At 73.0% G+C, this 25936-nt stretch carries 21 protein-coding genes; 9 read left to right on the top strand and 12 right to left on the bottom strand.

The features are described 5' to 3' along the window. Window positions 1-276 precede the first annotated feature (276 nt). The 3 genes from BCD49_RS13360 (at window position 277) to BCD49_RS46130 (ending at window position 3711) form a co-directional block, all read left to right on the top strand. Window positions 277-1395 (top strand): type III polyketide synthase, encoded by a 1119-nt coding sequence (locus BCD49_RS13360; RefSeq protein WP_071041533.1) that lies wholly within the window; start codon window positions 277-279, stop codon window positions 1393-1395. Next, window positions 1392-2651, top strand: coding sequence for a cytochrome P450 (locus BCD49_RS13355; RefSeq protein WP_007512819.1), 1260 nt, complete (start codon window positions 1392-1394; stop codon window positions 2649-2651). Before BCD49_RS13360 ends, BCD49_RS13355 begins: the two co-directional genes overlap by 4 nt. Before the next feature lie 409 nt (window positions 2652-3060). Further along, the gene (locus BCD49_RS46130; protein WP_198535924.1) at window positions 3061-3711 is read left to right on the top strand and encodes an excalibur calcium-binding domain-containing protein; all 651 of its coding nucleotides are present in this window, start codon (window positions 3061-3063) and stop codon (window positions 3709-3711) included. A gap of 367 nt (window positions 3712-4078) precedes the next feature. On the opposite strand, the gene BCD49_RS13350 is transcribed toward BCD49_RS46130, so the two are convergent. From BCD49_RS13350 to BCD49_RS13325, 6 genes are all read right to left on the bottom strand, one after another. Then, entirely contained in the window at window positions 4079-4528 is a 450-nt protein-coding gene (locus BCD49_RS13350) for a hypothetical protein (RefSeq protein WP_007512817.1), read from the bottom strand. Between the two features lie 467 nt (window positions 4529-4995). Beyond that, window positions 4996-5409: a TadE family protein gene (locus tag BCD49_RS13345; RefSeq protein WP_007512815.1), complete on the bottom strand. Its 414-nt coding sequence runs from the start codon at window positions 5407-5409 to the stop codon at window positions 4996-4998. Between the two features lie 250 nt (window positions 5410-5659). Continuing rightward, window positions 5660-5911 (bottom strand): hypothetical protein, encoded by a 252-nt coding sequence (locus BCD49_RS13340; RefSeq protein WP_007512814.1) that lies wholly within the window; start codon window positions 5909-5911, stop codon window positions 5660-5662. Window positions 5912-6219: 308 nt separating this feature from the next. Beyond that, window positions 6220-7191, bottom strand: coding sequence for a type II secretion system F family protein (locus BCD49_RS13335; protein ID WP_007512812.1), 972 nt, complete (start codon window positions 7189-7191; stop codon window positions 6220-6222). 94 nt (window positions 7192-7285) lie between these two features. Then, window positions 7286-8146 (bottom strand): type II secretion system F family protein, encoded by an 861-nt coding sequence (locus tag BCD49_RS13330; RefSeq protein ID WP_007512808.1) that lies wholly within the window; start codon window positions 8144-8146, stop codon window positions 7286-7288. A gap of 76 nt (window positions 8147-8222) precedes the next feature. After that, on the bottom strand, window positions 8223-9608 hold the full coding sequence (locus BCD49_RS13325; RefSeq protein ID WP_007512806.1) for a CpaF family protein: 1386 nt from the start codon (window positions 9606-9608) through the stop codon (window positions 8223-8225). Between the two features lie 595 nt (window positions 9609-10203). Here BCD49_RS13325 and BCD49_RS13320 point away from each other — a divergent pair. After that, window positions 10204-12135: a PAS domain-containing protein gene (locus BCD49_RS13320; protein ID WP_007512805.1), complete on the top strand. Its 1932-nt coding sequence runs from the start codon at window positions 10204-10206 to the stop codon at window positions 12133-12135. Window positions 12136-12146: 11 nt separating this feature from the next. Here BCD49_RS13320 and BCD49_RS13315 read toward each other — a convergent pair whose 3' ends face one another. Both BCD49_RS13315 and BCD49_RS13310 read right to left on the bottom strand, forming a co-directional pair. Next, window positions 12147-13751: a hypothetical protein gene (locus BCD49_RS13315; RefSeq protein WP_071041532.1), complete on the bottom strand. Its 1605-nt coding sequence runs from the start codon at window positions 13749-13751 to the stop codon at window positions 12147-12149. Between the two features lie 530 nt (window positions 13752-14281). Further along, a complete protein-coding gene (locus BCD49_RS13310) occupies window positions 14282-14764 on the bottom strand; it encodes a DUF6912 family protein (protein ID WP_027140115.1) in 483 nt (160 codons plus the stop codon). Window positions 14765-15207: 443 nt separating this feature from the next. On the opposite strand from BCD49_RS13310, the gene BCD49_RS13305 reads away from it, so the two are divergent. Continuing rightward, complete coding sequence (locus BCD49_RS13305; protein WP_027140116.1) at window positions 15208-15702, top strand: transcriptional regulator; 495 nt, start codon at window positions 15208-15210, stop codon at window positions 15700-15702. A 364-nt stretch (window positions 15703-16066) separates the two neighbouring features. Then, window positions 16067-17257, top strand: coding sequence for a patatin-like phospholipase family protein (locus tag BCD49_RS13300; protein WP_007512797.1), 1191 nt, complete (start codon window positions 16067-16069; stop codon window positions 17255-17257). Window positions 17258-17290: 33 nt separating this feature from the next. On the opposite strand, the gene BCD49_RS13295 is transcribed toward BCD49_RS13300, so the two are convergent. Continuing rightward, complete coding sequence (locus tag BCD49_RS13295) at window positions 17291-18631, bottom strand: AAA family ATPase (protein WP_071041531.1); 1341 nt, start codon at window positions 18629-18631, stop codon at window positions 17291-17293. Further along, window positions 18628-19461, bottom strand: coding sequence for an SAF domain-containing protein (locus tag BCD49_RS13290; RefSeq protein WP_007512794.1), 834 nt, complete (start codon window positions 19459-19461; stop codon window positions 18628-18630). The genes BCD49_RS13295 and BCD49_RS13290 overlap by 4 nt, the downstream gene beginning before the upstream one ends. 733 nt (window positions 19462-20194) lie before the next feature. On the opposite strand from BCD49_RS13290, the gene BCD49_RS13285 reads away from it, so the two are divergent. After that, window positions 20195-20431 carry a helix-turn-helix domain-containing protein gene (locus BCD49_RS13285; RefSeq protein WP_007512793.1) on the top strand — a complete coding sequence of 79 codons (237 nt, stop codon included), beginning with the start codon at window positions 20195-20197 and terminating at the stop codon, window positions 20429-20431. A gap of 63 nt (window positions 20432-20494) precedes the next feature. On the opposite strand, the gene BCD49_RS13280 is transcribed toward BCD49_RS13285, so the two are convergent. Next, complete coding sequence (locus BCD49_RS13280; protein WP_007512792.1) at window positions 20495-21061, bottom strand: hypothetical protein; 567 nt, start codon at window positions 21059-21061, stop codon at window positions 20495-20497. Between the two features lie 506 nt (window positions 21062-21567). Here BCD49_RS13280 and BCD49_RS13275 point away from each other — a divergent pair. Further along, entirely contained in the window at window positions 21568-23136 is a 1569-nt protein-coding gene (locus BCD49_RS13275) for a LysM peptidoglycan-binding domain-containing protein (protein ID WP_051466094.1), read from the top strand. A gap of 36 nt (window positions 23137-23172) precedes the next feature. Beyond that, window positions 23173-24075 carry an Rv3235 family protein gene (locus BCD49_RS13270; RefSeq protein ID WP_007512790.1) on the top strand — a complete coding sequence of 301 codons (903 nt, stop codon included), beginning with the start codon at window positions 23173-23175 and terminating at the stop codon, window positions 24073-24075. Between the two features lie 80 nt (window positions 24076-24155). Here BCD49_RS13270 and BCD49_RS13265 read toward each other — a convergent pair whose 3' ends face one another. After that, complete coding sequence (locus tag BCD49_RS13265; protein ID WP_158072943.1) at window positions 24156-25886, bottom strand: serine/threonine-protein kinase; 1731 nt, start codon at window positions 25884-25886, stop codon at window positions 24156-24158. Window positions 25887-25936 lie beyond the last annotated feature (50 nt).

Raw genomic sequence — 25936 nt, 5'->3', positions numbered from 1 at the left:
AATGCGCCATTCACCGCCGCCAAACCTTCAACCGGACGCGCTCACGCGAATTATCTCTTCTCAATGCCGGGCGCACGTTCGATGTTGCGTGACGACGCGTGTTCGCATGCCGGTCAGGTGGCCGCCGTTTTGGGAGTCCAGGCTGGGGCAGGCTGTATTGGCTATTAGCTGGCCCGGTCGCCGAGCAAGCCGACCTCGCCGCGGGGTTCCGGGTCGTTAGTCCCGGGACGTTCGCCCCCGGGGACGACCGGGATAGCCGGAGGAGGCGCCCGTCGTATGCCGATTCTCTGCCGTCCGGCCGTAATGGTGCCGGAACATACCATCACGATGGGCGAGACGCTGGACCTGGCGCGTCAGCTGCATGCAGACCATCCGAAACTAGATCTCGTTCTCCAGCTCATTGAGAACACCGGCGTGCATAAGCGCCACCTGGTGCGCCCGCTGGACCAGACACTGCGCCATCCCGGAGTCGAGGTACGCAACCTCGTCTACGAGGAGGAAGCCAGGCGGCGAGTACCGGAAGTCACGCTCGCCGCGCTCGCCGCGGCCGGGGACCTGGGCGCCCAGGACATCGACGCCATCATCTTCGTCTCCTGCACCGGTTTCCTCATGCCGTCGATGACGGCATGGATGATCAATAATCTGGGATTCCGGAACGACACCAGGCAGATTCCGATCGCCCAGCTCGGCTGCGCTGCGGGCGGCGCCGCGATCAACCGGGYGGCCGACTTCTGCAATGCCTACCMAGGGACGAACGTGCTCATCGTCGCCTGCGAGTTCTGTTCACTGCTCTACCAGCCGTCCGACAGCGACGTGGGCTCGCTCCTGTCCAATGGGCTGTTCGGCGACGCGGTGGCCGCCGCCGTCGTTCGTGGACGCGGCGGGTACGGCGTGCGGCTCGAACGCAACGGCTCCTACCTCGTGCCGGATACGGAGCACTGGATCTCCTACGCGGTCAAGGCAACCGGTTTCCATTTCCGGCTGGACAAACGAGTCCCGACGACGATGGCGATGCTCGCGCCGGCGCTGCGCACACTCGCGGACAGCCACGGCTGGGATGCCGCCGCTCTCGACTTCTACATCATCCACGCCGGCGGTCCCCGCATTCTGGACGATCTGAGCGACATCCTGGGAGTGGACACGGAGTCCTTTCGCTACAGTCGGGCGACCCTCACCGACTACGGCAACATCGCGAGCGCCGTAGTATTCGACGCTCTCCGCCGCATGTTCGAGGAAAACACGCTCGAACACGGCGCCGCCGGGGTGATCGCCGGTTTCGGTCCTGGCATCACGGCCGAAAGCTGCGTCGGCACCTGGGCGGTCCCCACGGGTCAGCCTTCCCCCCAGCCGTCCCAGTCGCCCCGAATCGCGACCGCGGAGAGCGGGATGTCATGACGATCGAGACCAGGAGAGCGACGGGAGCCAGGCAAGGAACAGTCAGGCAGGAAACAGAGCGGCGGATCGTGCACTGCCCGTTCGACCATGCGACCGCGCTGGAGTTCGACCCGTTGTTGCGGCGGCTGCGTGAGGAGGCGCCCATCGCGCGCATCACCATGCCCCACGGCCAGGGCTGGGCCTGGCTGGTGACGCGGTACGACGACGTGCGTACCGTCGTGAGCGACCAGCGGTTCAGCCGCGCCGCCGGAATCGGCCGCGACCTTCCCAGGATGACGCCCGAGCCCATCGCTCAGACCGACGCGATCAACCTGATGGACCCGCCGGCGCACACGCGGTTGCGCCGGCTGGCCGCCCAGGCGTTCACCGCGACCCAGCTCGAACGCATGGCCCCGAGAATCCACGCGATCGTGGACCGGCTCGCTGACGGCCTGGCCGCCCATGGGACTCCCGCCGACTTCACCCGGCTGTTCGCGACCAGGCTGCCGCTCGCCGCCACCTGCGAGGTCTTCGCCATTCCCGAAGCCGACCGGCCACGGATCCGGCGGCTGGTGGTCGCGCTCATGTCCACCGACCGGGGGGCTCAGTCGACGCGGGACGCGAAGGCCAGCCTGCGCGCGTACTTCGTCGATCTCGCCGCCGGCCGCCGCGAGCGGCCGGGCGACGACCTGGTCAGCGCGCTCGCCATTGCTCGCGATGGTGGCGGCGGCGAGCCCCTAGGCCTCACCGAGCTGGCGATGCTGGCGATGACCCTCACGATCGCTGGCCATGACACGAGCACATACCAGCTCGGCAACATCCTCTACACGCTGCTCACCCACCCCGAGCAGCTGGCGCTGCTGAGGTCACGCCCCGATCTCCTGGAGCCGGCGCTGGAAGAGCTGCTGCGGTTCATCCCGTTCCGTCAGGGCGTTGGCATCGCCCGGGTCGCCACCGAGGACGTAGAGCTCGGCGGCGTGACCATCCACGCGGGCGACGCCGTCCACGTCTCCTACCTTGCCGCCAACCGCGACCCCCGGATGTTCCCGAACCCGGACGAGCTGGACCTCGAACGTCGGCACGGGCCGCACATGACCTTCGGCCACGGCATCCACTACTGCGTCGGCGCCGGCCTCGCCCGGATGGAGCTGCGTATCGCCTTCGAAACCCTGCTCGCCCGCTTCCCGGACCTGCGCCTGGCGGTGCCCCCCGACGAGATCCCCTGGCATACAGGTTCCATCTGGCGCTACCCCGAACAGCTCCCCATCGCGTGGTGATCCGGCGCGATCCGCTGAGTGGCGAAAGCCCAGCCTGGGCTGGATATCAGACCGGTCCGCTCGGCGCCGGTCGATGACGACCGCGCGCTGACGGTTCACCGCTTGAGCGGTCCGCCGCAGACCAGCGGCACCTCCCTTGATCTCAGCCCGCAATCCGGCTGCTGGCGGAGATCGGCTCGCCTTCCGCGTCGTCGTCGCGGCACGATGGCGAATAAAGGGCACAAAGAGCCTAAATGAGTGCCGATGGTCATCGACCGGGCCGGCGATCTGCAGTTTGCCCAGAATCTGGTACTTCGCGCACGTCCCCATGCTCGACGACCCGCTCCAGCCAAACCAAGCAAGACAGATCAATCGATGAACACACGGAACAACCGCGAACCTACGGACCAGCGCGCCAGAACGGTTGTAAATGACGAGTCACGACCTCCCGTCGGCTCGCCCTGCGGCCCCCCATACGCTGCCTGCCTCACCAACAGGGGGGTTGGAGATGACCTACGGGGGACCGTATCCGCCACAGCCGCAGCCACAGCGAAACTGGCGGCGAATCGCAAAGATCACAGCAGCCATCATGGGCGGACTGTTTCTGTTCTTCCTGATCCTCGGTCTCGTACTGCCGAAGTCGGACAAGAAGGCCACAGCCGCGGACATTCAGACGGCAACCCCGACGGCGACGTTCTCTACTGCCGAGCCGACGCCGTCAACACCAGCACCGGTTGCCACGCAGGTGGCTGCGACCACACCAGCGGCGGGGCTCCTGGCACCGGCAACGACATCAGCCGCCGCGCCGGCGCAAAGGACGACCCAGCCGGCAGTACCCGCGGCCACGCAACCAGCACGTACCGAACCGGCACAGGCCGCTGCCCCGCCCCAGCAGCAGGCCCCGCCGCCCCAGCAGCAGGCCCCGCCACCTCAGCAGGCCCCCGCGCAACCCGCCAGCGTGTACTACGCGAACTGCTCCGAGGCTCGTGCCGCCGGCGCCGCACCCCTACATCGAGGCGATCCGGGATACCGGAGCGCTCTGGACCGGGATGACGACGGCGTGGCCTGCGAGACCAGCTGAGCGGACATAGCAGCTAAAGCGGACATGGCAGCTAAGCGCGCATGACCGCTAAGCGCACATGGCAGAACGGCCCCGGCATCGGTCGGGGCCATTCTGTACCCGGGGCTGGCGCCGAGAGGGGTCCGACCCATACCGCCCGATAACGGGCACATATGGAACCGGTACAACCCCATCGGGGTCCGGGCCGGGCTGGACCAGCCGCACGGGAGCGATGAAAAGTCGCCGACGACCGGCAACGCGCGAGGCCCACGGTGATCTGGTGGGATTTTCGGAGTTCCGACTCCGAAAATCCCACCAGATCATGAACCAGACCATGATCTGGTGAGGTTTTTGGCACCGGCCGACCAGAGGTCGCGCCGTTCTCCCGCTAGGGCTCGGTGTCGGTGCCGGACCGGTCCGCGCGGTACTGGTCGATGACGACGGTGAACGCTCCGTTGAGCGTGACGTCGGCGAGGCCGGAGCCGAGGACGCTGACTCCGGGGAGTGGGGCGACGGTGCGGACGCAGACGACGAAGACTGCGCCCGGTTGCAGGGTCTCGGCACCGTCGCCGGGGTCGGACGCCCCGCAGTTGGCGCCCTGAGGCGCGAACCGAAGCTCGGGAGCGGTGTCGATTCCCTGGTCCTGAAAGGCGAGCTGGGCGGCGAGCCGTGCGCGGGTCAGGCCCTCTTCCTCGTTGGCGGCCGTCGAGTAGGCCCGGCCCGCCTCCCTCGCCGCCTGCGTGACCGCGAACGCCGAACGCTGCACGGAGAACAGCGCGAGGAAGAAGTAGACGAACGGGATCAGCAGCACCACCGAGAGCCCGACGAACTCGATCATCGCCGAACCGGCGTCCGGCCGCCGTGCCCGCTCGTCGCGCCCATCCCGGGCACCACGACCCGCCAGGCCAACCGGACGCGGACGCGTGCGGAGAGCCAAATCCGCCCGCCACCGGCGGAATCTCTCTGCGCCGGGCTTCCGCGCCTCGACAGGGCGCGCCGTCGCCACAGGCGCTACCACCGGCGACAAAGCCCGCGCCGACGCCCCCGTGCCGTCCACGGCGACGTTCACCCAGCCCGCGCCTCGAAGATCGCCAGGACTGTATCCGGATCCGAACTCCGAGCCCTCGCTGGTTCGGATCCGGGTACAGATCCGCTGATCAAGTTCACGGCGCGGCGGCGTGGCCGGRCCGACCTTGGCTGAAGCGGCACCAGGCGGCGCATGCGACGACGACGGGGATGACGACGGGGACGACGGGGATGGTGTCCGCGGGAGAGCGGCCGGCCTCTGCGGATCCGGCGTCGTCGTCATGGGGTCTCCTTCACCGCGTGGCCGGTGACGTGCACGGTCACGCCGCCCCCGAACGGGAGCAGGCTGAGGGGAACGCGGACCTCGCAGGTCACCTGGACCAGCGGCACGTCGCCCGGACCGTCGATCTGGGCGCCCGTGCAGGCCGTGTCGGACCGGCCTGGGATGGACTCGGCGATCAGTCGCTGCGCGTAGGGGCCACCGTCGGCCGGGTCGACGCCGAGGTTCGCGCCGTGCCGCGCGCCCTCCGCGGCGTTCGCGGCGAGGGTGTTGCGGACGTGCAGCACCAGGCCGACCTGGATGATCCCCAGGAAGAGGAACAGCAGCAGGGTGCTGACCAGCACGAATTCCACGATCGCCGACCCGGCGTCGGCCCGGCGCGGACCAGCCTGGCGCACGCCGACCCGATGCACGCCGACCTGACACGCACCGGCCCGACACGCACCGGCTCGGCGCACGCCGACCCGACACGGTCCAGCCGAGCCCGCGTCGGCCCGGTACCGGCCGTGGGCCGGGTGTCGGCCGTGGGCCGGGTGTCGGGCCGACCGGCCCGGAGTTCGGGGCTGTCGCGCCTCGTGATCTCCATCGGCCCCCGCCGGCTGGCCGTCGCGGACCCGGGCGGGAGCCCGGACCACGGCGGCCAGCCGGCGCCGGCGCGGGGACTCAGCCGCCCGCACCGCCGCCTCCGCCGTCGCCACCGATGCCGGTGACCTTGCTGATCGCGGCGGTGAACATGTCCTGCAGTGCCGGAGTGGCGATGGTGGCGATCGCGACCACCAAAGCGGCGGTCATCACCGTCACCATCACCCAGCCCGGCACGTCGCCGCGATCCCCGCCACGGTGGGCCGCGGCCGGGTGCCGCCGTTCCCACCAAGCGAAGTAGCCGACGACCAACGTCGTCGCCATCCGTGCCATCTCGTCCTCCCAGTCCGGCTGACCGGCGACACGCGACGATGGCGAAGCCTCGCGCGGCCGCGGGCCTGCCTATTCGCAGCAGAACCCCTGGCCCCCTCGACCCCCTCTAACCGCTGACCCCCCACTCACGGAGCGACCCCTCAGACGCTCCGCGACCCGGCCGCCGCCGCGCACTGGCGGCGACCCACGCGCCTCATCGCGCGAGACTCACGGGTGTCACCACACCCGATGCCATGACCGGACCTCCGACGGCGCCAGGCTGTGCCCTGATCGCCGCGAGGAAGGCACCTCGGCCGGATACCAGCGCGTCATTGCGCGAAGAACGTGAAGCTCACGAGCGCCGGATAGAAAGCGAAGATCACCGTCGTCGGCAGCACCAGGAAGACGACGGGAATCATCATCGCGATCTCCTTGCGCCCGCCGGCCTCCAGCAGCTGGCGCCGGCCGGCCTCCCGGACGTCGACCGCCTGCGCGCGCAGCACGTCCGCCAGCGGGGTGCCGCGCTCGATCGCGACGGCCATTCCGTCGACGAACCGCGCGAGCGACGTCAGCGTGGTCCGGTTGGCGATTCCTTCCAGCGCCTGCACCAGGGTGGCGCCGGCGCGGGCGTCGGCGAGCGCGAGCCGCAGCTCATGGCCGAGCTCGCCGCGGGTCAGCCGGGCGACCCGCTCGAGCGCGCCGACCGGCGACTCCCCGGCGGTGACCGCGAGCGCGAGCAGCTCGGCGACCGTCGGGAACTCCGTGAGCATCTGGTCCTCACGCTCCCGGATGGCCCGGGTGAGGTACCACTCCCTGGCGACCACACCGCCCGCGACCCCGGCGACGATCAGCGCGACGCCGACGGCGGGTGGCGGCCCGATCCCGGCGGTCGCGCGCAGAACCAGCAGCAGCGCCCCGACGAGGCCGCCGACCACCGCCCAGATCACCTGCTGGGCGCGGAACTCCTCAACGGACGTGCGGCCACCGGCCTGGGTCAGCCGGCGCGCGAGGCCCGCCCTGCCGCCGAGGAACCGGTCGAGCCGGCGGGCCGCGTCCGTGAGGAACGGCCGGGCCAGCGCCTCGACCGCGGCGAGTGGAGTGGGTGCCGCGCGCCCGGCCCGGCGAAGCTCGCGGGCGGTCCGCTCGTCGAGCAGCCGGGACGGCGCCGGGGTGTCGCGCAGGTAGGGCTCGACCCGATCGGCATAGCGGATCCGGCGCGCCCGCGGCGAGCGCACAGCAATGATCACCAGGCCGGCGCCGGTGAACAGTCCCAACAACGCTCCGGTGGCGGCGAGGCTCATCGCTGACCCGTCCCCTCGTTCCCGGCTTTCTGGATCATGTTTGCCTGGGTCATGACTGTCTGGGTCATGACTGTCTGGAGCACGGTCGCCTCGGTCACGGTCGCAGCACCCGTCCCTCCTCCGGCAGCCGGCCGATCCGTTTCATGAGCAGGTAGGCGAGCAGCGAGACGACCCCGCCGCCGACGAGCACCCCGACCCCCGTCGGGCTGTCGTAGGCGGACACGTTCTGGCCACGGGTGGCGAGCAGCAGCAGCACCACCCAGGGCGCCGCGAGGGCGAGCCGAGCCGCGTTGACCGTCCAGCCCTGCCGCGTCTCCAGCTCGGCGCGGGTGCGGGCGTCCTCGCGCAGGAAGGTGGACAGCGTGCGCAGCAGCCGGCCGAGATCCGTACCGCCGACCTCCCTGGCCAGCCGCAGCGACTCGATGATCCGGTCGGCCACCGGATCGGCGAGCTCGTCGGAGAGCCGGTCCAGGCAGGTGCTGAACGAGCCGGTCGCCCGGTACTCCTCGCCAAACCGGGTGAACGCCCCGCGCAGCGGCGCCGGCCCGCGCTGACCGACCGCGGCGAGTCCCTCCGGCAGCGACATCCCGGCGCGCACGGCGCTGGCGAGGTTGTCGACGACGTCCGGCCACATCGCCCGAAGGTCGTGCATCCGGGATCGGCGGCGGCGAACCACCAGCGTGCGCGGCAGGAACGCGGCGAACACGAAGAACGCCGCGGCGAGCGAGACGGTCGACGTGAAGGCGAAGATGATGAAGCCGACGACCACGCCGACGACCACGCTCACGGCGACGAACTGGCTGGGGCTCAGCCCTCGCACCCCGGCCTGGGCGAGCAACTCGGCGGTGGACCGGTGCCAGTTCGCCTCGGGGCTCGCCTCCCGTGACCGCTGCCGGCGCGGGCCGACGATCAGGAAGAGCCCGAGGCCGAACAACAGCCCGACGAAGATTCCCATCAGCCCACCCCCGTGGCCGTCCGCTGGGTCCGCTGGCGTATCTGGCTCCGCCGGCGAGTCTGGCTCCGCCGGCGGATCATCGGTCGACCGCGATCTCGGGCCAGCCGCCGCGCTCCGGCGGGGCGAGCACCGCGGCGAGGTCGTAGCCGGCGCGGGCGAACCGCTCCGGGTGCGGCGGGTAGCCCTCGGCGCGCACCAGCGTGTCGCCGTAGGCGCGGAAGATCTGCGCGACCTCGACGACGTCGCCCTCGGCGCGGCCCGGCAGGGCGACGATCTCGGTGGCGCGTCGCCGCCCGTGCGCGTCCTTGGCCAGGTGGACGACGATGTCGACGCTGGCGGCCACGGTCGGCACCACGAAGTTGTGGCTGACGTTCTCACCGGCCAGCAGCGGCAGCGTGCACAACTTCGTGACCGCCTCGCGGGCGGAGTTCGCGTGCAGGCTGCACATCCCGGGCAGGCCGGAGTTCAGCGCGATCAGCAGGTCCAGCGCCTCCTCCTGGCGGACCTCGCCGACCAGCAGCCGGTCGGGGCGCATCCGCAGCGCCTCCTTGATCAGCCGCCGCAGCCGGATCTCTCCGCTGCCCTCCAGGTTCGCCTGCCGGGTCTGCATCGCCACCCAGTCCGGCGAGCGCAGCCGCAGTTCGAAGACCTCCTCGCAGCTGATCACCCGCTCCCTGGCCGGGATCGCCGAGCCCAGGCAGTTGAGCATCGTCGTCTTCCCCGCCTGGGTGCCGCCGGCGACGATGATGTTGAGGCCGGCGACGACGGCGGCCTCGAGGAACGCGGCGGCGGCCGGCGGGAGTGTGCCCATCGCGACCAGCTCGTCAAGGCTCGACGCCGAGAGGATGAACTTGCGGATGTTGACCGACCAGTGCTGGCGGGTCACGTCCGGGATGACGACGTGCAGCCGCGAGCCGTCCGGCAGCATCGCGTCCACGAACGGCGTCGACAGGTCCACCCGCCGCCCCGACGACTTGAGCATCCGCTCGACGAGGTCCTGCACCTGGTCGGCGGTGAGGATCGTGTTGGTGAGCTCGCTGCGGCCGTGGCGGGCGATGAACACCCGGCCCGGCTCGTTGATCCAGATCTCCTCGACGGTGGGGTCGTCGAGGTGGCGCTGCAGCGGGCCGAAGCCGGCCACGGCGTCGTAGACGAGCCGCGCGGTCAGCTCTCGGTCCGCGACGGCCGGCAGGTCGCTGGTGAGGACCCGGTCCTCATAGTCGGTCAGGACGTCGTCGACCAGGCGGCGCACGGCCATCGGCTCCCGCACCGGGTCCAGCGAACGCCGCCGGACCAGCTCCCGGACCTCCGCCTCCACGAGAGAGCTCGCGTCGAGCCAGCCGCCCGGCCCCGGACCGCCCGTCAGGCCGCCGTTCAGGGAGCCACCGCCCAGAGGGCCCCCGCCCAGGGGGCCACCACGTACAGCCGCCACGAGAGTCCGCCGCTCCTCGTCCAGGCGCACGTGTCACCACCTCGCGTCAGCGGGCAATCGCTACGAAGGGTAGGAACGTCGCCACATCCCGGCAACCCCTGATGAAGGGGGCGCACGGAACCAACATTCGCACAATCCCCGTCGGCTCGTGGTGGCGGGGTATGTTCGGCTTGGCGCTTTCCGTGAGAACGTCATCACTTGAGCAACGAGGGCGATGACGAGAGGTGATGTTCATCGGCCCGACGGATCGCCGACCCTCGGCACGGGTCCGGGTCGACGCGACCGGCGCAGGTCGGGCGGTCCGGGTCGATGCCCCAGATCACGGCGGTTCCGGCTCACAGCTCGCGGCTCCCGCCACATCGCCGCCTCGGACCCGCCGCGTCGAGGCAGCCGGCGAGTCACGAAGGAAGCCAATCCGGACAACCCGGTACCGGGCGACCGGACCCGTCAACGGCGACAGGCCACAGCCATGTACCTGATGGCACCTTCACCCGGCGCGCGCTAACCTGGCGACGCTTAGCAACCTTCCACGTTCGCTCAGTCACGAGCCGTTCGGCGACGGACCTTCCCCCCACGTCCACCGCCTTGTCGGACCGCCGTGGCATGCCTCCCGGGGGTGTCAACTGTGGGCGTTCCCATGCCCGACCAGTCCGACGAGTGGGGCGCCGAGGGCAGCCTCGGCGAAGCGGCGCTCGGCGAGGCGTCCCACAGTGCGGCCGGCGAAGGCACTGATGACCGCGACGTCACCACCGACGCCCCCCTCAGCCGCGCTCCCCATGGCCGGCACGGCGACGGCACGAACGCCGTCGCCGGCGAACACGACGCCGCCGCCGCGAACGACGCTGGCGGCGCGAACGACGGTGCCGAGACCGCCGGGTGGGACCTGTTCCGCCGGATGGCGATGAGCTGCCCACTGCCGGTCTTCGCCACCGACGCGGTCGGCCGGCACGTCTTCGTCAACCCACGATGGAGCGAGCTGACCGGCGTCGAGCCCGACGAGGCCATGGGCTGGGGCTGGGAGCGCGCGATCCACCCGCACGACCTGCTGGTCGTGACCAACCAGTGGGGACGGGCCCGGTCGGGCGGCGACGGGCTGTGGGTCCGGCTACGGCTGCTGCGCCCCGACGGACTGCACCGGGCGGCCATCCTGCAGGCGGTACCGACGGGAGTCGAGGGAGGCGTCCCGCGCTTCATCGGGACGCTCACCCCGCTCCCCCCGCTGCCGGCCTCGCTGCCGACTCCCCGCCACGGTGCCGGCGCGGCGCCCACGCCCCTGCCACCGCCGCTCGCGGCTCCGCCCGGGCCGGTCCCGGCGGAGCAGGCGACGGCGAAGGAGACGACCACGAGGGAGACGGCCACGGGGCCTCACGACGCGCCGGGCCGGGATACGCCGGAGAGGGACGGTGCCGACGACCAGGGCCGTACCCGCGAGGACGACGGCCGCGCGACGATCCCGGTCCCGGTGCCACGGCCACGGACCGGGCAGGAGCCACCGTGGGTGACCGCGGCCGGTCGCGGCACGCCGGAATCCGAGGGTCGGGACGACGTGGCGCCCTGGAGCGGCGACGACCTGCCCGCCTGGGAGGCCGAGGACGGCGGCGACGGCGAGGTTGGCGAGACCGCGGGCAGCTGGTGGGACGAGGCAATGAACCTGACCGGCCGGGACGACGTGGGGGCAGCCGGCCTGAACGCCCCGTTCGACGAACGTGGCCCGGGCCGCTCCCGACGTGACCATCTCGCCTGGGACGGCAACCGCCGCCGCGCCGCCGCGCCCGATGGCGGGGACACCTGGCCGGGCAACACGGAGACGAGGACCGCGCCGACGCTGGGGGGCGAGTGGCGCGCCGCCATCGCGCTGCACGGCCGGGACGCCGGCAGGCACGACGTCCAGGACCGGGATCCGGCGGCGGCCCATCCGCACCCGCACGACAGCCGCCAGCACGCCCGGGCGCACGCCCAGGCGGGCGGCCAGGGCCGCGGCCCGGCCGGCGGCGACGGCCAGGGCCACACCGGCGGCAACGGTTCCGGGCAGGGCGGCGGGCGCGGCTCCGGCATGGGCGACAGCGGGCGCGGCCAGCCCGACCGGCTACCGCCGGCGGAGTGTGGATGCCTCTATGGGGAGCTGACCCGCGCGGAGGCGGCCTGCCGCGACCGGGAACGCTGGCTCACCAGCCTGCTCGCCGAGCTGCCGGCCGCGGTGCTGCTCGCCGACGCGCACAGCCAGGTCGTCGGGGTCAACCAGGCGTACTGCGACCTGTTCGACCTCGCCGAGGCGCCGGTCGACCTCGTCGGCACCGACTGCCGCCTGCTGCTGCGTCCGCGTACCGGCCTCGTCGACGACCCGGCCGGCTTCGCCGACCGCCTCGACACGCTGCTGCGGCGCCGGCGCACCCTGCGCCGCGAGACGGTGATGTTCGCCGACGGCCGGGTCTTCGAACGCAGCCACCTGCCCCTGGTCAGCCCGGACGGCTACCGCGGCCACCTCTGGCTGTACGTGGACGTGACCGACCGGCGCATCCTCGACGCGGAGATCGAGGGCCTGATCTCCGAGCTGTAGCCGCCGGAGACCTACAGTCCGCCGTGGTAGCGGGCCTCCAGCTCGCGGGCCTGGCCGACCCAGTCGTCGGAGACGATCCGGGTCCCGAACCCCTCCAGCAGCGCCACGAGGCGCTCGACGTCGGTGTCGCCCATGGTCGCGAGCTGACGGAACGAGGTGACGCCGAGCCCGCGCAGCCGCGCCTCGATCACCTGGCCGATGCCGACGATCTCCTTGAGGTTGTCCGCCGAGGCCACCGGCTCCGCGAGGCCGCCCCAGGACGGGAACGTCTCCGCCGCCGTCCTGGGCTTCGGCCGCGCACCGGCGTTGGCCGGCGGCACCTTCGCCGCCTGAGCGGCCGGGGCCAGGGGCGCGGCCACCGGGGCGCCGGCCGCGGGAGCCCCAGGGGACGCGGGGGCCGCCGTCTCGCGGCGGGGCTCGCCGGTGGCCGGTGCGTCGCCGTCCRCGCCATCCATGCCAACCACGCTCGCCATGCCAACCACGCTAGCCACGCCGATCGGGACGTCCAGCCCGTCAGCCGTGTCCCGCGGGGCCTCGGTCGCGGGAGCCCTGGTCGTGGGGACCGTGGGGGCCTCGGTCGCCCGGGTGGTCGCGGCGCTGGTCGCCCAGGTGGCGGCGAGCGCCTCGACCTCGGCGATCCTGCGGAGCAGCCCGGCGCGTTCGGCGGCCCACTCCGCCTGGCGGACCTCCAGCCGCTCGGTCAGCGCGGCGGTCTGGTGGGCGGCCTCCTCGGCCTCGGTCCGCACGGTCGCGAGCCGCGCGGAGAAGCTGGCCGCCCGGGTCTCCGCCTCGGCGAGCGCGGTCCGCAGGTGGGCGGCCTGGCCATCCCGCCCGTCGCCCTCGCGGCGCAGCTCCGCCTCGATCTGGGCGATCCGTGCCTGCGTCGCGTTGACCTGCTCGGCCGCGTTCGCCGCCCGCCGCTCGGCCGCGCTCACCCGGCTCTCCGAGGCGGTGGCCCACAGCTCCGCCGCCGCCAGGCGGGACGCGAGATCCGCGTTCTCGACCGAGCTGCGTTCCTCCTGCCGGCGCAGCCGTTCGGTCAGGGCCGCGATCCTGTCCTGGTCGAGCGCCGCGAACTCGGCGTCCGTCCCGGCATCGCCGATGGCGGCGTCCTGGGCGGTGTCACCCTCGGCCACCTCGGCCACCTCGGCCTCGGCCGTCTGGACCTGCGTGATCTCGTCTTCCGCGGTCCCGGCCTGCGCGATCCCGGTCCGGGCGATCTCGTCCTCCGTGATCCCGGCCCGGGCGGTGTCGCCCTGCGCGATCCCGTCTTCCGTGATCTCGGTTTCCATGATCTCAGCTTCCGCGATCTCGGCTTGGGTGGTGTCGCTCTCGGCGGTCAGGTCCCGCACGGGCTCGTGGATGGCCCGGTCCGCCTCCGGGCCCGCCGCCCGTCCGCGTCCGGTTCCGCCAAGAACCGACACGTTGGTGGTCGCGGCCAGCACCGCCGGGCCACGCGGCCGGCCGGAGGCGGGCATCGCCGCGGCGGCACCCATGCCGGCGAGCGCCGGCCGCTGCCGCCGGATCGGCCCGATCAGGAAGACCCATGCCAGCGCGGCACCGAGAACCAGCGCCACCAGCATGAACGCCAGGATCTGCTCGGCGAGGTAGAGCACGGGAACCAGCCTCCMTCCCTCGCCCGGATCCCGGGCGAGGGCGGTCGAACACGGACATCGATCGATGAGTGACCGGAGTGAGCGACCATCAGCACAAGATCGTCACGGGCCGGTGAATCTGGAGCCACGGACCACCGACCACCAGCCTCGGCCCACGTGCGGGCGAGGCGATGATCGCTTGTTGAGAAAAACCTCTGGTCGGGCAACGCGCCACGACGACCGACTCCGGCCCCGCGTTGCGTTGTCCGATACGTGCTCGTCTGGCACGGGACAATAGCGCGCCAGCCACGCCAGACCAGACAGCGACCCGCCGAGCGACACAGCCCGGACACACCGCCCCAATCACCTCGCGGGCCGGAGGGCGGGAGCGGGGTCGGCGGCGAGGACGAGCCGATCCTGGCGACAACCCGCGCCCACGGCAAGGCCCGGGCCGGCGGCAAGGGCCACGCCGGGCCGGGCCGGGCGGGCCGGGCGGGCCGGGCGGGCCGGCGGAGCGTCCGACGAACAGGGACGACCCGAGCCGCGCGCCGTCAGAACAGGTCTGCGATCTCCTGGGTGGCGTACCAGAGGAGCTCGTGGCCGTCCGCGCCGTCGACGATGAACGCGGCGTCCTCGCTGCCCAGATCGGCCGCCATGACCGAGTCGGCCGCGGCGGCCACGGCGGGCTCGGCGTCGGCGGCGTCCGCGTGCACCGCGCGGACCCTGGCCAGCGGCACGGCCGCGGTGACCTCGACGACACCCCGGTCGAGGTCATCCCTGACCCGGACACCCGCGTCGTCGACGTCGACGGCGAACACCACCCGGCGTCTGGGCGCATCGGCGTCGGCGTCGAGCAGGCGGAGGCAGGCCCGCGCGGCGGCGAGCAGCGCCGCGTACTCCATCTCCTCCGTGTCCGACCAGGCGTACCACTCCCGGACAGCCGGGGTGACCGCGAATCCCAGTCCGGCGGGCACGGCACGTTCGTCGATCACTGCTCGCGCAGCCGTCGGCGTTGACGGCAGGTAGACACGCACGCCGTCAGTCTGCCCCTTCCGTCGCGAACCCGTGAACGGGGGTCGATAGCAGCGCGTGACGGGGGGTTACGCGGAGCGATTCGCGGGCATCGACACGAGCAGTGACGGAGGCATTCGCCACCGCCAGCCCAGCGGGGTTTCCCCTCGACCCGCTCGCAAACAACGAGGGGAGCCCACCACTCGCCAAAGGGGGGGCACGCCGATGGCAACGGGTAGTCAGCAGTGTCACCTTTGATGGCGTTTTGTCCGATATTAAGCGCAAGATCGATACCTAGAGTATTTTCGATCTAGGTAAGATGGTAAACGGACTCTTTCGGCAGCGTTACTACCGCTGCCGCGTCTGGTGATCCCGCACGATGCCGACGGTAGGCCTGACGATCAAGAGGGGTCATGGCGACGTTACGGAGGGTTCGGATGCTCGTTCGAGGCTGGGGGTGAGTCGGGTGAGCCGGGAGTACGCGAAGGCCGTTGGTTCTCGCCTGAGGGCGATCCGTATTCAGCAAGGCCTCTCGCTGCAAGGCGTGGAGCAGAAGTCACGCGGTCGGTGGAAGACCGCGGCGGTCGGCTCCTACGAGCGCGGCGACCGGATGATCAGCGTGCATCAGCTCTCAGAGCTGGCCGGTTTCTACGGGGTACCGGTCTCGGCGCTGCTGCCGAACGAGGATCAGCTGCCTCCGCGCGAGCGGCGGCCCAGGACCGTGCTCAACCTCGAGAAACTGGCCGCGGCCCCGACAGACACCTCCGCCCTGGTGCGCAGGTGGGTCGCGCAGATCCAGCGGCAGCGCGACGACTACGCCGGCCACGTCCTGTCCATCCGAGACGGCGACCTGCGCGCACTCGCCCTGCTGCACGACACCACTCCGCAGGAGTTCGCCGACCGGCTGCGTTCCTGGGGAGTTCTGGAAACCACCTTCCCGGAGCCCGACGAGCCCGAGTGAGGCGAAGGCGCCACGGCGCCCTCGCCGTCGGCGCCGCACGCCCGGCCAGGAACACACATACCGAGCGGTACGAGCGGTCAATGCGGACCGTGGACCGGAACCTCGGTGACCTCAGCCGACCCCGGAAGGTGCCACCCGGCGGGTGGCCGGCTCGAGAACACCCCGTGTGAACGGCCCACGCGGACGTGGCCGTGGCCCGCGCGACCCGCACGACCCGATCTTCGTCGATCGGAGCCGTCGCGAGCCGCCGCAGATCGACGCGGAGATGCCGCGCCACGCACACCCCGCCAGCAGCCCAGGCCATCGGCGGCGGACGCGAGGCCGGTCGCGCGGGCTTCGGTCGCCGCGCTGGGAGGTGGTGGCGATGCCACGCAAACAGGCTCCGCGCCGAGGGCTGGTCCTCGGGGCCGGTGGAATACTCGGCTCTGCCTGGATAATCGGCGCTCTACGGGCGTACCAGGCCCAGACCGGCGACGATGCCCGGTCCTTCGACCTGATCGTGGGCACGTCGGCCGGTTCGGTGGTCGCGACGCTGCTCGGCCTGGGTGTCGACGTCGACACGATGGCTGACTCCGAGCGAGGACTGTACGGACCGGGCGCGCCCATCCTGGACTACCGGGACCTCGGGGCGTCATTGCCGCCGCCGCCCAGAATGCGGATGGGTTCGCCGCGCCTGCTGACCAGCGCGGTGCTGCACCCCCGCCGGACGACGCCGATGGTGGCGCTGGCCGCACTGCTGCCACAGGGCCGTGGCACGATCGCCGCCGTCGGCGACCTGATCGCGGGCGCCGCCGCGCGGCACTCGGCGAGTGCCACCACCTGGCCACGCCCGCTTCGGGTCGTCGCGATGGACTTCGACACCGGCGCACGCGTGCTGTTCGGCGCGAGCGGTGCCCCCAAGGCCATGGCTTCCCAGGCCGTGATGGCCTCGTGCGCCATCCCCGGCTGGTACGCCCCCGTCACGATCGGCGGCCGGCGGTTCGTCGACGGCGGAACCCGCTCGCCGACGTCGCTGGACCTGTGCGTGGACGCGGGGCTCGACGAGATCCTGGTGCTGGCGCCGGCCTGCGCCTTCGACGGCGACCGGCCGCGGCACCCTGTCGCCATCGCCGAGCGCCAGCTACGCCGGGCCGCCACCCGGCGGCTCGCCAGGGAGATCGCGCTGGCGGAGGCGACCGGGACGAGCGTGTGCGCGCTGGCCCCCGGCCGGGAGGACCTCGAGGTGATGGGCGGCAACGTCATGGACATCACCCGGCGCGCCGAGGTGTTCGAGACCGCGCTGCGCACCTGTGCCGCCGCGTTCGCCGAACGGGCCGCCGGCGCGGCCGAGCCGGCGGCGGTGCCGGAACGCGCGGCCGCGGTGACGGTCCAGCCGACGAGGCCGACGAGGCCGACCACGCCGAGGAGACCCACCGTGCCGACGGTGGCGCCCACGGTCACCAGCACCGCGCGCCTCGCGGCGACGCCCACCCGCCGCACCGGGCCGGTGCGGCGCCCGACCCTCCGGGACGAGCCCGAGCTCACGGTCCGCGAGGAGCCCGGTCTCGCCGGCTGACCGGGCCGCCGGGGAGGGGTCCCCGGCGGCCGTTCAGCGGCGGGCCGGCAGGCGGCGGCGCTGGCGCTGGCCGCGGGGCGTGCGGCCGGTCAGGCGGGTCGCGAGGTCGCGGATCGCCGCTCGCGCGGGCGACGCGGGGGCGATGTCGCGCAACAGCTGACCGGCGGCCTGGGCCGCGTCGAACGACGCCAGGTCGTACGGGACCAGCGCCATCGGCTCGGTGCCGGTGTGCCGGTTGAGCGCCCTGGCGATCTCGCGGCGCGGGTCGCCGCCGGCCACGGAGGCGCGCAGCCGGTTGACGACGACCAGCGGCTCCACGCCGGGGACCAGCTCGCGCAGGTCCGAGAGCCCTCGGACGAACCGGACCAGGGCGACGGGCTCGGCGGAGGTCACCGCCACCACAGTGTCGGCGTCCGCCAGCACCGTGAGCGTGGCTCCGTTGCGCCGCGGGGCCGACGTGTCGAAGCTCAGCTCCTCGTCGGCCTCGAGGCAGAAGCCGCAGTCGACGATGACGAACTGAGCGAGCCGCCGGGAAAGGTCCAGCACGTTCTCCAGCGCGGACGGCCGCAGCTCCGGCCAGCGCGACGGCCTGGCGATGCCGGGCAGCACCCGCAGGCCGCCGCCGAGGTCGCGGCACAGCACGGCGAGCCGAGGCACGTCGAGCGTGCCTTGGTTGGCCGCCCGCGCGGCGGCGGCGAGGCCGGGCGCCTCCTCGAGCAGGCCGACGAGCTGGCCGATGGACCCACCGTAGGAGTCCGCGTCGATGAGCAGCGTGGACGCGCCGAGGTCCGCGAGCTCGGCGGCGAGGCTCAGCGCGATCGTCGTGCGCCCGGGGGCGCCGGTCGGGCCCCAGACGGCGACGACCCGCCCCTGGCCCACCGGCGCGTGGGCACGCTCGTCGTCGAKGTCGTTCGTCTCGTCGAGGACGGGCGGCAGCATGGCGCCGTAGCCGACGACCGGCTCGCTGAAACCGTGGCTGATCGACACCGGGCCGATGGCCGGGCGGGTGGTCAGCGCCTTGGTGGCCTCCACGACGGCGGCGGCCACCGTGTGGGCGGTCGCGTCGGCCGTGATCACGGCGACGACGCCGAGCTGGCGCAGCCGCCGGTCACCCGCCTCGTCGCCGGGCGCGATCAGGCCGACGACGGCCACGTTCGCCTGCGCGAGCCGGGCGAGTGCCTCCCGGTCGAGGCGACGCAGGTCGGCCGAGAGCAACGCGGCCCGCGCCGCGCCCGTCGTCGCGGCGGCGAGCAGGTCCGGAAGGTCGACACAGCGACGGACGACGGTGACGCCGAGGTCATTGCGGTCGAAGGCGGAGACCAGTCCGGCCTCGACGACCGAGTCCGTGACCGCGGTCAGGATCGGCAGGCTCACCGGCCGTACCCCGGCGCCGCCGTCGGCCCGGTCTCGCCCACCTGACCACGACCGTCACGTTCCAGCTTCACGATGTCGACGCGCTCGCTCTGCGACGCGGCGACCGCCCGGATCGCCGCGTCCACGGGCACTCGCAGCGTCAGCGACCGGTCGCCTGTCGCGATCCGCAGCTCGCCGAGGAACTCGACGTCGTGCAGGACCATCACCTCGGCGCCGGCCCCGCCGGCCGCGGGGGTGCCCACGCCGTCCGACTGTCCCTGCCCGTCCGGGGTGGCGGCCCCGCCGGAGGTGACCGTCGCGTCGACGGCACCGGCCGGCTGGTAGACGTACACGTCGACGTGGTCACCGGGAACCAGGGTGGGAACCCTGCCGGCCTTGACCACCACGGGCACGATCCGGGTCGCCGCGGCGTCGGCGGCGGCGAAGTCTCCTCCGCTGAGGAGCTCGCCCTTGCCTACCGGGCGGGCGAGCGTGCCGCCGACGACCTCCTTCGACCGTCGCCCCGGGTAGTAGCGGGCGGCCGTGGCGTCGTCGAGCTGGGCGCGCACCGTGACGAGATCCGCCGCGGTGACGACGTGACCGGCGGGCAGATCGGCCCTGGCGGCCACCCAGGAGGCYGTCTGGTCCGCCGTCGCGAACAGCCGGGCGCCGATCACCACGGACACCAGCACGAGCAGCACGCCGAACAACAACCGGGTGTCGCGCCAGCCGCGGCGGCCGATCCGGCGGGCCGGCGGTGACGGCGGGGTGATCGGGTCCGCCCGCCTGCCGGATGGGCGACGTCCATCCGGCGGGGACCCAGGGCCGAGGGCGGGCGCCAGGTCGGTCACCGTGGTCTCCTCATCGTGCTCGATCACCCGCGGGCGGGTGCCCCGGAGTGGCGGCGGTTCCCACGACGGGACTCGTGCCCGACCGGCGAGCGACCGCCGGTCGTGGTCGGACCGTCGCGCCGTGCGCTTGACGGGCGACGCGCACGGATATGCGGCGTTGCACAGCGTACGCGCCGATGGACCACATCGTGGCACCTGTGGGGATCTCCCACTGGACACCGAGTTGGACGCTCCAGAAGGCCCACGAGATGTCCTCGGAGCAGCAGTTCCCGCGGCGTTCTTGGACTTGGCGCGCGGTATCCGCGAATCGGTCACCCGACGCGTACGGACGGGGCCGGAATGTCGCCGGCCCGAGGTCTTAGCGGTCTGACCGGGCGCGATCGAGGGCAGTTATCCACAACCGAAGGCATCCGAGCGCATCCCGGCGAGAAAACCTGGTACACACGTCGTAGACACCGGTCGGCCTCCACGGAGCCCTTAAGCGCTCAGAGCCCTTAAGCCTGCAGAGCCCCTGAGCCCACAGAGCCTCTGAGCCGCTCCAGGGGCGGCCAGCCGCACCTGTCCGCCCGCGCGCCTTCCCGGCAGCGGGCGGCCGGGCGGTGGCGACACCCGGGGCGGGGCACGCTGGTCGCTGGGATGGAGCCGAGGGGCACACGCGGTCGCGACGGGGGCCGTGCGGGCGGTCGGCCGAACGGATGTCGGACGGGCGGCKGAGGGGATAGAGGTCAGCTCGATGAACGAACGGTTCCTGCAGCTCACCGACGTTGCGGAGATCCTCAACATCTCGGCGTCACAGACCTACGCGTTGGTCCGCAGCGGCGAGCTGCCCGCCATCAAGATCGGCGGGCGCGGCCAGTGGCGGGTGGAACGCAGCGAGCTGGAGGCCTACATCCAGCGCGCCTATGAGCAGACCCGGGCATTCGTGCTCGCCAACCCGCTGACCCGCCACGAATCACTGCCAGACGACTGACCGCCGCGGGCGCCTGGTCGGCGACGGCGGAGCGCCCGGCGGTCAGGTCCCGCGGAGCAGGACTCAGGTCCGGCGCAGCAGGACGATCGCGGCCAGCGGAACGGTGCAGCCCTCGACGGCGCGCGGCCGGCGAAACTCGCCCGGGGCATGCTCGGCGAGGTCGACGAAGTCGGCGCCCACCCGGTCGATCGTTCCGCTGACCGTCCGTCCGTCGGCCAGCATGACCAGGCAGCCGGACCGGTCCCTGGCGACGCCGCGCAACGCATGCCGCAGGTCGAGGCGGGCGCCCACCCGGCCCTCGTGCCCCGGGTGCGCCGCCTCGCCACGCAGCCCGCGCACCGCGAGCAGGGACCGCACCGGGATCAGGGCCTCGCCCCCGCCGGCATCCTCGGCGAGCAGCCAGTCCGCCCCCAGCGCGAGCAGCCGACCGGTGATCACGCCTCGTTCCGGACCGGGCTGGCCGAGGATGTCGAAGCGCATCCGGTGCCCGACGGCCGGGCGTAGCCGGTCGACGAGCCTCAGGTAACCGATCTCCAGGCGACTACGGTCCGCGACCTCGGCGGCAAGCTCGGCGGCCTCGGCCGCGTCCCACTGCGCCTCAAGATCCGCGAACAACGCCTCCCAACGCAACCTGGCACCCCCTTTGGCCGTCCCGACAATACGGACCGATCGGGTCCGCCCAGGCAGCCGGCACCAGACCGCCGGGCACACCCGCCGGCCGCCAGGCAAGCCCGGGCGGGCCGAGCGCCGTCAGCCCGTACCCGGCCAGACAACCAGGATTGACACTTTGCCGCCAGAGGGCTACACAAGCAAACAGAAGCAAACGAAGTACTCCATGGCTTCGCTGCCGAGCAGAAAGGGGTCGTACCGAACGGGGCCCACCACAAGCGGACCCGACGGAACTGGCTTCGGCGAAGCAGCTTGTCCGCCACCTCGGGTGGTCTCCCGGTGACCCGCCGCCGTGGAGACGGTCCCGCCCTGGGTGGCGCCGGAGGCGGCGGGCTGACAGGCGAGTGCCCGTTCGGGGGGATGACCCCCCGAACCATCCGGGGCGGGCCCAGCGTGTTCGCTGCCCACAGGGCGGCCACGCGACGGCCCACGGCGCGAAGCGAGGCGCGATGAGATCGATCCGGCGCGTGTTTCGGGCCGTCCTCCCGATCGCGTTGGCGGGTGGCGTCGCCGCGATCCTGCTCGTCGCCGGCCCCGGGCTCGCGGACCTGCCGACGGGCGTCGGCGACGTTCCGCGCTGGTTCTCGGACGCGCCCGAGCAGGCGCTGGTCACGGCGGTGGCGGCGGCCGCGTGGGCCTGCCTGCTGTGGCTGTGCCTGGGCGTCGTCATCGGGTCGCTCGCGGCGCTGCCCGGGGCGGCCGGGCGTGGCGCCGGACGGCTGTCACGCTGGATGCTGCCGCGCGCGCTGCACCGGCTGCTCGAGGTCAGCCTCGGCCTGACGATCGTCGCGAGCAGTGCGGGTGGGCTGATCGCCGCGACGCCCGCGTCCGCGAGCGTGCCCCGCGACTCGCCGACGGCCGCCCAGACCCACGCGTTTCCCGACGTCTCCGCGCCCGTCGTCCCGGCGCCGGCGCAGAGCGGGGCCCCGGGCTCCTTCCCAGATCTGTCGGCTCCGGTCGTCAACCCGAGGTCCCCAGATCTCTCGGCCCCGGTCGTCAGCTCGGGGCCGGGCACGAGCTCGCCTACCCGGGGAGGTCCGGCGCCAGCGCCAGCGCCGCCGCCGGCCGCGAGCAGGGCACCGGCCGCACCCACCCGCAACCCACCCGCGCCCGCGACCCGCCCCCCGACGACCCAGCCCCCGGCTCCGGCGCCGGCGCCGGCCACCACCGCACCCGCCGCACCGCCACCGGCTCCGGCTCCGGCTCCGGCCACCACGACACCGGCCACGCCACCGCCGGCGGTTCCGGCACCGGCCACCACCCCACCAGCGGCTCCGGTCACCCCGCCGGTCCTGGCACCGGTCACCGCGACGCCGGCCCCGTCGGCCCCGACGACCGGACCGGCAATCCCGCTCACTCCGAGTGCTCCCGACGCCTCCGGCCAGCCGTCCGGGTCGCCCACCGCCCCGGCGTCCGCCTCCCCAGGGGGGCCACAGCCCGGGCTGCCCGCGGGCACCCCGATCGTCGTGCTCACCCCCAGGGACCAAGGCGTCCCGCCCTCAGCCACTCCTCAGACGGGCGCCCCTGCCCCCGGCGCCCCGTCGTCCTCCCCCAGCCCGACGGCGGCCTCGCCCTCGCCGACGGCGCTCCCGGCCCCGCCGTCCCAGCCGGTCGACCCGACGTGGACGCCCGCGGCCACACCAACGCCGTCCATGAGCCCGACGCCCTGGACGCCGACGATGCCCACGACCGCCCCACCCCCGTCCACCGTCCGCCCGGCCGGAATGCCGGCCGGGGGCTTTCCTGACCTGACGGCGCCGACGATTCCCTCCCCCTCGCCGGGCCTCGATCCGCTGGGCGGCTCAGCGCCACGTGGGATCGGCGAGCCACCCGGGAGCGGCTCGTCGGCGGAGGTGGTTGTCCACCGGGGCGACTCGCTGTGGACGATCGCCGCGCGCCACCTCGGCCCCAGCGCCACCGATGCCCAGATCGCGGCCGAATGGCCACGGTGGTGGGCAGCCAACCAGGACGCGATCGGCCCTGACCCCGGCCTGATCCTTCCGGGGCAGCGGCTCCGGCCGCCCGACGGGCCCTGACCCCGCCCATACGGCCCGGCCAAGGAGGCACGCCAGATGACTCTTCCCAACGCTCGCGCGGGGCGGCCTGACCCGCCCGAGTCGCGCCCGGCCGCCCCGTTGCGCGGGCTCCGAGCGTTCGTGACCGAGCCGCCCTATGACGATGAGGCGCGAAACGCCGACGACGATGAGGCGCGAAGCGCCGACGATCACAAGACCTCCGGCGCGCACGACGACGAGACCCGAGCCGTGCGGGGCGACAAGACCCGAGGCGCCGACGACGCGGTGCGGCATACCGGCGACGACAGGCCGGGCGGCGCCGGTGAGGACCAGGTTCGGCGCACCGGCGACGACGAGATGCCCCGGACCCGCGTCGGCCGACGCGCTCTGCAGACCGGCGGGCGACGCGGCCCCGGCACCGCCGGCTCGTCCCACGGCCGGAGCGCGCGGCACGGCGCCGTCGCCCATCGTGGCCCTGGCGACGTTCGGCTTCCGCCGCCAACACCGTCCCCGGCCGTCACGGTCTCCCACGAACTCTCCCGGACGACGGACGACGTCTCGCTGCGCACCGCCTCCGGACGGTCGAACCTGGCGGCGCACCCGACGGCGCGCCGGGCGCCACTCCGGATACCCGCGCAGGCCCGGGACAGCCGTTTCCGGGAGAACCCGGGCCCGGCCGCGACGATCTTCGTCCGGGCCGTCGTGGAGGTGCTCGCCGGCGTGCGGCCGGTCTCGCACCTGGCCGGCTGGGCCACCCCGCGGCTACAGGCCGCGCTGGAGAAGGCCGGTGGCCAGTACCCGGGCCGCGGCTCGGTCCGCAGCATCCGGATCGGCGAGCCGCGGCCAGGCGTCGCCGAGGTCGTCGCGGTGGTCAACCGTGGCGACCGGGTGGCCGCCCTCGCGCTGCGCATGGAGTCGACGGGCGGGCGCTGGCAGGTGACCAACCTCCAGATCGGCTGACGCCCAGGGTGGGCCGCCACCCGAGGTGGGCTGGAGGCCACAAAAGCCCGGCCAGGTAGATCGTGGCGTCAACGGCCACGTCAGGAGGCGGGAAGCCGAGCGGAGATGCGCCAGYCGGCCGCGGTCCGGACCAGCGTGACGTCATTGCGCTCGGGGGCGCCCTGCTCCTTACGCAGGACCACCTTGCCGCTCGCGTCCAGGATCTCGTAGGCGCCCAGCTGCTCGGTGACCCGTAGCACCACCCGGTCCTGGGTCTGTTCCCGGATCTGCAGGTCCCGGACACGCAGCGACAGCCCGGAGACATGCCCGCCCTGACGGGCGACCTGCCGCAGCAGGGCAAGATCGGCGGCGTAGACCGCGCTGCCGGCCTCGTAGACGTCCCCCAGCGCGGACTCGTCGACCTGCTCGAACGCGCGGCCCCTGGCCGCGTCCAGACCGGCGAGCACCGTCTCCCAGGCCTTCTCCGGCGGCTGGCTTGGAGAAGGCCGCGTGCTCTGGGTTCCGGGGGTCGTCGGCTGTGACGTGGATCCGGCTGGCTGGGACGCGGATGGCGTCGCGCCGTCCGGCCCCGCTGGGTCGTCACCCGTTGACGTCAGAAGCAGGATGACGGCCGCCATGACCGCCACGAGCACGACGGCGCCGGTCACCACCCACCACGGCCGGGTGAGGGTTCCCAGCCGCGGTCGCCGCCCCGTCGCCTCGCGTCGGTCGGGTGCCCCGCCCAGCCGGGTAACTGTGGACGCCGCGAACTGCCCGTCGCCGGGTACGTCAACCGGTTGCCGCCACGGTGGCGCTTCCGGTACCAGCGAGACCGGCGGCGAGGGCGCTGGCGAGGCCGCCGGTTCGGCGTTCTGATCGGCGCCGCGACGGCCGGCGGCGCGAGCGGGTTGGCCGCCGCTCCCCAGCGGCTGGACAGAGCCGCCACCCGACCGGCCCAAGAGCGCGAGCGCCGATTCGGACGGCGCCGGCGGAGCCGCGTCGGCGGCCGGCGAGGCGTTGGGCACGAGCAGGTTGTAGAGCTGGGTGGCGGTCGGGCGGCGGTCCGGGTCGGGGTTCATCGCGTCGGTGACGAGGGCCCGTAGGGACTCGGGTACGCCCGACAGGTCGGGCTTCTCGTGGACGACGCGGTAGAGCAGGGCATGGATCGGTCCGATGCCAAAGGGCGGGTGCCCCGAGGCGGCGAAGGCGACGACACCGCCCCAGGCGAAGATGTCCGCGGCGGGGCCTACGCGTTCCCCCCGGGCCTGTTCCRGCGCCATGTATCCGGGGGTCCCCGCGTCGTGCTCGCCGGGAACCGCGGTGCCGTCCAGCGCGACGGCGATACCGAAGTCGATGACGAGCGGGCCGTCGGCGGACAGCAGCACGTTGGAGGGTTTCAGGTCGCGGTGGATGGTCCCCGCCGCGTGGATCGCGGTCAACGCGGTGGCGACCGCAATGGCCAGGCGCTCCAGCCGTGGGAGCTCGAATGGCCCGTTAAGCTGAACTTCCTCCGCCAGCGTGGGACCGTTGATGAACTCGGTGACCATGTAGGGAACACCGTCGGCGGTGCCGACATCAATCACGTCCGCCGTACAGAATCGGGCGACGCCGCGGGCGAGTTGCGCTTCACGCTGGAAGAGCCGTACGAACTGAGGATCGGCGGCCAGGTCTGGGCGGACAACTTTGATCGCGACCGCTGGCCCCGATGGGGCGCGGGCAAGGTAGACGCTTCCCATCCCACCCCGGCCGAGCACTCCCTCGACCCGGTACTCACCTACCTGAACCGGATCGTGCTCGGCAAGCGGCTTGAGCCAGCCGGGTGCCCGCGACACCGGCGACGCCAGCGGTGCCGACGGCGCGGGGGTTCGCCACCGCGGGAGAG

The organism is Pseudofrankia sp. EUN1h (assembly GCF_001854645.1).
Classification (GTDB): Bacteria; Actinomycetota; Actinomycetes; order Frankiales; family Frankiaceae; genus Pseudofrankia; species Pseudofrankia saprophytica.
The sequence above is the reverse complement of the archived record's forward strand: the minus strand, read 5'-3'. Positions and strand labels throughout refer to the sequence as shown.